Raw genomic sequence first — 6,246 nt, forward strand, 5'->3', positions numbered from 1 at the left:
AAAAAAGTCATGATCCCTTCTCAAAGAAGAATCATGACTGTTTTAACATCGTTAGGTTGTAAGAACACGTTCGTTCCATTCCACTCTTTTTTTAAATTGGTTTCCGAATTATCTCTCAATCGTTCCGATAAATCGCTAACCGAAAGACTTATGTCTCCGCCTCTTTTACTCTTCATTTCTCTTTTTTACTAAATAGTGTCCGTATGTAAAAGTTAGAAAAAACACAAGTCCTACAACGCTTCCTACTAGCAATCCACTTTGAAGATTTCCATCGGGACCAGCTGTCACAATTAGTGTAAACACTCCTCCAAGCAGGAAGCTGCCAAGGGGAATAATATAATAAGGAACAAGATTTTCACGTTTGTTGTCATAAACATCCACTGATATCTTCAAATTTAAGTAACCTAATACAACAGCCGTTAAAATAAAAATAAACCAAAGGGGGTTTTCATAAGCATGTAAAATACCGTTTTGTAACCCGTCATAAACTAATAAGGATAAAATCCCTAATGTTTGAATGATAAAAGCCACTCGAATATTTTTTAAGTTTTGAACAATAAGGCGTTCATCTTTTATTTTCTTCATTGGAGCCCTCTCTTTCTACCCAAAAAACATCGTTAAGCGTTTGATCGACTGCATAACAAATTTCTAAACATAGTTTTAAAGTTGGATTATACTTCCCTTTTTCAATTAGGCTAATCGTTTGCCTTGTTACGCCAACCTTCTCAGCCAACTCACTTTGAGTTAAATCTGCTTGAACTCGAAATAACTTCACATTATTTTTAACTATATACCAATTACTTCCATTTTAATTGTAACATATACATGACATAATTCAATATATATATTACATTTTATCACAAATAAAAAAGCCGCCCTAACTTGTAGAGACGACTTTTAATAACCACGCTGCACTGCTGGATGAAGGAGCTGATAGATGACGGCTTCGTCACTGTGTTGTCTTGTTGCGGTTCTCGCTTCTTCCATCGTACCGATAAACTGTACTTCTCCCTCTTTTAACACAGCAAATCGGTGGCATAAACCTAGAATTTCATTCAAGTCATGCGTAATATAGATGACTGTTTTTCCTTCTCTCGTAAGCTTTTGAATGTATCTGCCAATCTCCATTTTCGACTGCAAATCAATTCCCACCGTCGGCTCGTCCATAAGTAAAATCGCTGGTTTATGAATGAGCGCAACGGCGATATTGAGCTTCCGCTTCATTCCGCCTGATAAATTTTGAACCTTTTCGCTCCATTTCCCCTCTAGCTGCACAGATTTACAAAGTGTTTTTAGCTCATCATCTGATACGGATCGCCCCGTCATTTTACTCCACAGTCGCATGTTTTCTTTTACCGTCAGTTCTTCCCACAGTGCAATATCTTGCGGGACGTAGCCAATTTGACTGCGAATGTGCTTTTTAGCTTTTTTTAAACGCTGACCGTTGATGACCACTTCGCCGCTCGAAGGCTTAGTGAGCGTTGCTAAAATGGATAAAAGCGTAGACTTCCCTGCACCGTTTGGTCCTAGCAGTCCCAGTACCTCACCTTTTTTTACATGCAAAGACACTTTATTTAATGATTTTTTTCTTCCATAACGCTTACTTACTTTTTCAATTGAAATCACGTAATCGACCTCACATTCCACACTGCTTTTAACCATAATAAAATGGTGATGACTAGTATTGTTCCAAGCTGAATCCAAAGTTCTTTAGCAAGTACAAGCTGCTGCGTAACCAATAGATGCTGAGGAATCCATGTAGCAATTGCGCCTAGCCGCTCCGCTATGTCACTGATTGGGAAAAATACGCCCCCGATAATACTGAGCATCATCGCAATCAAGAATCCTGCGGTATAGTAGCGCCCGAGGTGACGTGATTCCGTAGCTAGCCAAAAGCTAAACGCTAAGCAAAAGCAGAGATATATGAGCATTAGCAACAGTACTCTGCTATCTGTCACCGCTCCGACTTTCAAAAAGAAGAAAAAGCTCAGGACAGTTTGGATGATCAAAACAAACCCATATGCTGCTAACGATTGATACACATAAGACATGACGCCTTTTGGCAAGGTCTTCATTCGCTTGAAAATAGGCCCTTTTTCCTTTAGGACCCATTCCATCGCCATGAGCGACACAACAAGCGTCAAAAAGCCCCACAGCGGAACAGAGCGATTTATAGTCTGTTGCTTCTCATCAGGTTGTACACCTTCTTGTCCATCAGTCACATATTGAATGGTCATTAACGGTTCTGGCTTCCACTGCTCGTCCGTATAGCGATACGCATCTTCCCATAGGGTTTCGGGCTTTTCCCAACGATAACGTTCATACAAGCGTTCTACTTGAATAGCAGCTTTACTGTTGCTCGATAAGCGAGTTACTTCACTAGCAATCACTTCTTCTACAACGCTCGTCGCAACTGACGCTGGCATTTTCACCAGCTCAATCGTTTCTTCATAATCTTCTTTTTTAATATTATCCATAAAGCCTTCTCGAACGATAAATAAGCTATCTACTTCATTTCGGAGAAGCTTTTTTTCTCCTTCATCAGCCGTTGTAGCTATCAATTTAATTCTCTCATTCGTCGTAACTCGCTGGATTACTTCCTTAGAAAGTTTACTTTGGTCTTCATCCGCAATGGCAACTGGAATCTTCACATCGTTCTCAACGTTTTGAAGAAACATTTGGCCTACATAAGCACCTGCAGCAGGAAGCACCAGGAGAAGTATCAATAAAAATGGCTTTCGGATAATAGCCTTCAGCTTCTCCATCATGAGATTCATAGGCTCACTCTCCTTTTTTGAAACAGTGCCGTCCAGAGGAGCGACAAGCTAAAAGCAGTGAGACCGTAAACGACGAGCCAGCTCATTGATTCTGACCAGTCTACTGACTCATAGCCTCCAAATAAGCCAAACATCATCTGCAGCGACCAGGCGTTAACAGACCAGGTTTGAAGCATTAGCAACCACTCTGGTAAATAAACGCTAGGTAAAATATGTCCGCCTACAAGAGAAGCTGCAGCAAGGAACAGAACGCCTACTAGCTGATACAGCTTTTCACTGACGAAGATAGCTTGCAAGAGAGCAAACGTTGCTAAAAAAGCGAATGAACTAGCTGCAACGCTGCCAATTAGTTGCCCCCACGTGTACGATAGTGACAAGTCAAGCTTCTCTATTCCTACTGCGTATAATCCTAGCGCTAAAACGAAAACGAGTAAGAACATACTGCTAAACTGAGCAAGATGAACGTGTAGTGAGGATACTCCGTGCGTCTGCATACGCTTAAGCACTGAATTTGAATGAAGTCCTTTTACAAAAAGCATGCTGCTGTAGCTCCAAATCATGAGCAGTACTAAAAAGAACGAGAGAATATAATACTGCTTCATATCTTGCTGAAATAAAGACGTCGCTATTCGTTCTTCAAACACGCTTCCACGATCAAGAACATGAAGCCCAAATGAAAGAAGGCTGCGACGAAATTCAGATTGTCTCTCTTCCGTGCTGGCTCCTTCTTCTTGTAGAAAGTGATCGATTGTATTAATGCCGCTTTGAGCAGCGGATGTATAGTCAGCTGCGCTATCCATGACATAGCGAAAAAGCTGGGCTTGAAGCGGCTTGTTTTTATTCCCCACTACAACAAGAGGCATGTTTTCTCCCGTTGCAATCGAATGACTAAAGCCATCTGGTAAAACAACAAACGCCGCAATCTCGTCTTTGGACAGCATTTGTTGTGCTTCTGTTTTTGTTGGATACACAGGATTGATAAGTGAGCTTAACTGCTCACTTTCCGTTAACTGTTTGATGACGTATTCTGTTTGAAGCGTATCATCTTCATCGACAATTGCCACCGGAAACTTTTGTATCCGTGCTTCATCCTCCATTGTTTCTGTTAGTATGACCCCTGCTCCTATTAAGAATAGAACAGGAGCAAGTAGAAGCAGGCTAAAAGACTTCCAGTTTTTTAGCATCGCCTTCCATGTGAATGAGCATAAATAAAAGAATATCTTCACCTGCTCTTCTCTCCCTGCATTATTACATTAGAATTGTAACTAGGTATGATAGTTTACTATATGGTTGTACAAGTAGATTCAGACCTACTGCAAACCTGATAAATTTAACAAAGCGGATAACATGCTGCACACGTCATCCGCTTTTGTATGAACTATTAACTGTTAAGATTAAGAAATATCAAGATCCATCATTAAACCTTGTAAGTTTGTGTAGAAGTCTTCTTGAATCTTCATTAAATCAACTGGCGTAATATCTTTTACGTTTTTACCGTTCTTAGAATCAACTGCTGGAATATCCGCCGCGTCTTTTAATTCAGAATTTGAGTTAATCTTTAAGTTGATATCAGCTGAATCTGTCGGCATACCAACTTTTAAGTTAATATCAAACTTGTAATCTGACTTTCCTTTTGAAGCATCAATGTTTTGATCTTGCTTAAGGTCACCGCTGAACGTGTAGCCAGGAGCTTGATCACCCAAGTCAAGCGTGAATTTGCGATCAGCTGTTTGTTTCGCATCCGTTTTTCCATTCACAACTGAATCCATTGTGAACTTTAAGTTTAGGTCTTCTGTTGTTGAATCAGAAGCGTTAACGCTAGCAACTAACTTTTCAGAACTCTTCTCTCCGTCAGCTGTAATGTCGTTTGTCACATCAAGCTCTACTTTGCTATCATTGTTGTCATTTCCAATCGTAAGAGCTAGCTGTTGAGCACGCTTGTTGTCCGCGTATTCTACATCTTTTGTTGCTACTTTTACATTTCCTACATTGTCTTTGTCATCAGCTGAAGTTGCAGCAAACTCTACGTTACGATCCACAATTACTTCATCATCATTGATGTAAACTGTTGATTTAAAGCCTTTAGGGAATTTAAGATCTTTCACATCTGTTTTAAATTCGTCCAAGCCTTCTTTTAGCTGTTTTTTCACTTCTTTTTCATCTGTTAATTCAGCCATTTCTGGATCTGTTGCAGCAGATGATTCAGCAATCGTTGCAACGCGTTTTGCAATGATTGTTTGTAGCTCATCATCCTTTGCCATTTCCGCTACAAGCTTTTGAACAAATTTCTCCGTTTGTTCTTGGTTCATTTCAAGCTTTAGACGCGTGAATTTTAACGTTTCATCACCTTGTTTATACTCAGCGTTCTTTTCTTTTGTAAAGTAGTCTTCATCTAAGTTATCATAGAAGAACTTTCCGTATTTTGTTGCAATTGCTTTCTTTTCTTTCTCCGTTAGTTCTAAATCTTCCACCTTAATTTGGTTTAGTTCTAACTTATCTGGACCCGTATATGATGGGTCAAACATGCGCATAACCTGACCATACTCATCAAGGTTTAAATAGAAGAATTGATTTGCTAAAATTGGTGCTTTAAAACCAATTTGTTCCTTTGTTTGATAACCTTCTACGTCAAGTGCTTTTGTGTTACCAATATCAAGCGTTAATGAACCATATGTTTCTTGCTTTTTAGGGTCTTGCTCTGTTTTTACATTAATCGTCGATTTGCTAATCATATCTTGAATCATTTGATAAGATGGATCAGCAGCAAGTGAGTTCATTGAAAAATCACCGCTGATAGAAGCCGCTGAGCTTGATGGTTGCTCTAGTGCTTTTTCTTGGAATGCTAAGCTTTCGCCATATTTCGTTTCAATTTCTTCGGCCATTTTGTTGTATGTATTCACTTCAGATATTAAATATAATTGCTTTGGTGATTTCATGAATACATAGCCAAACGTAACCGCTGCACCAATAAGCACAAATAAAATCGCCAATCCGATGATTAACTTTGTTGGTGCTTTTCTCGGAGCTGGAGCTGTTTCTAAGGAAGCAGCAGTTTCTTCCCTTGTTTTGTTTTCATCGCTCATACGTTTTACATCCTCCTGTAAATAATTGTTTGTTTGGTCCCTTGTACATGATAAGGAATCATTACCAGTATTTCTAGTCGTTCGACAAAAAAAGACATTTTTTAGTTCATTTAGCTGATAAAAAGAAGATACCTAACAGATACAAAGACTCATTTTTCATTCCCCTATATAACCAGATTAAAACCAAATTCATTAATTTTTACCAAAAATATGAATCTGTCAGTTCCTAACGAAGCAGATCTTTTTTATAGTTCGATAGAAGGCTATCACTTCTCCTCCTTTTTACTCCATTTTTTCCTATCTTCCAAAAGCTCAACGATGATATGTATATGAACATTGACTTAGCATCATGTTAAAAGAAAGGAAAACGAGCCTTTTTTCACAAT

Annotated in this window: 7 protein-coding genes; all 7 read right to left on the reverse strand. The window is 39.0% G+C overall.

The features are described 5' to 3' along the window. Nucleotides 1-20: 20 nt before the first annotated feature. A complete protein-coding gene (locus BFL01S_RS20375) occupies nucleotides 21-176 on the reverse strand; it encodes a hypothetical protein (RefSeq protein WP_156474915.1) in 156 nt (51 codons plus the stop codon). After that, complete coding sequence (locus BFL01S_RS08955) at nucleotides 166-585, reverse strand: hypothetical protein (protein WP_025910174.1); 420 nt, start codon at nucleotides 583-585, stop codon at nucleotides 166-168. Before BFL01S_RS08955 ends, BFL01S_RS20375 begins: the two co-directional genes overlap by 11 nt. After that, nucleotides 566-790 (reverse strand): helix-turn-helix transcriptional regulator, encoded by a 225-nt coding sequence (locus tag BFL01S_RS08960; protein WP_025910172.1) that lies wholly within the window; start codon nucleotides 788-790, stop codon nucleotides 566-568. Before BFL01S_RS08960 ends, BFL01S_RS08955 begins: the two co-directional genes overlap by 20 nt. Nucleotides 791-897: 107 nt before the next feature. Further along, a complete protein-coding gene (locus BFL01S_RS08965) occupies nucleotides 898-1,626 on the reverse strand; it encodes an ABC transporter ATP-binding protein (RefSeq protein WP_061785503.1) in 729 nt (242 codons plus the stop codon). Continuing rightward, on the reverse strand, nucleotides 1,623-2,777 hold the full coding sequence (locus tag BFL01S_RS08970) for an ABC transporter permease (RefSeq protein ID WP_061785504.1): 1,155 nt from the start codon (nucleotides 2,775-2,777) through the stop codon (nucleotides 1,623-1,625). Before BFL01S_RS08970 ends, BFL01S_RS08965 begins: the two co-directional genes overlap by 4 nt. Next, the gene (locus tag BFL01S_RS08975; RefSeq protein ID WP_035320841.1) at nucleotides 2,774-4,003 is read right to left on the reverse strand and encodes an ABC transporter permease; all 1,230 of its coding nucleotides are present in this window, start codon (nucleotides 4,001-4,003) and stop codon (nucleotides 2,774-2,776) included. The genes BFL01S_RS08970 and BFL01S_RS08975 overlap by 4 nt, the downstream gene beginning before the upstream one ends. A gap of 168 nt (nucleotides 4,004-4,171) precedes the next feature. Continuing rightward, nucleotides 4,172-5,860: a DUF6583 family protein gene (locus BFL01S_RS08980; protein WP_061785505.1), complete on the reverse strand. Its 1,689-nt coding sequence runs from the start codon at nucleotides 5,858-5,860 to the stop codon at nucleotides 4,172-4,174. Nucleotides 5,861-6,246 lie beyond the last annotated feature (386 nt).

This window comes from Priestia flexa NBRC 15715, assembly GCF_001591565.1.
In the GTDB taxonomy this organism is placed as follows: domain Bacteria; phylum Bacillota; class Bacilli; order Bacillales; family Bacillaceae_H; genus Priestia; species Priestia flexa.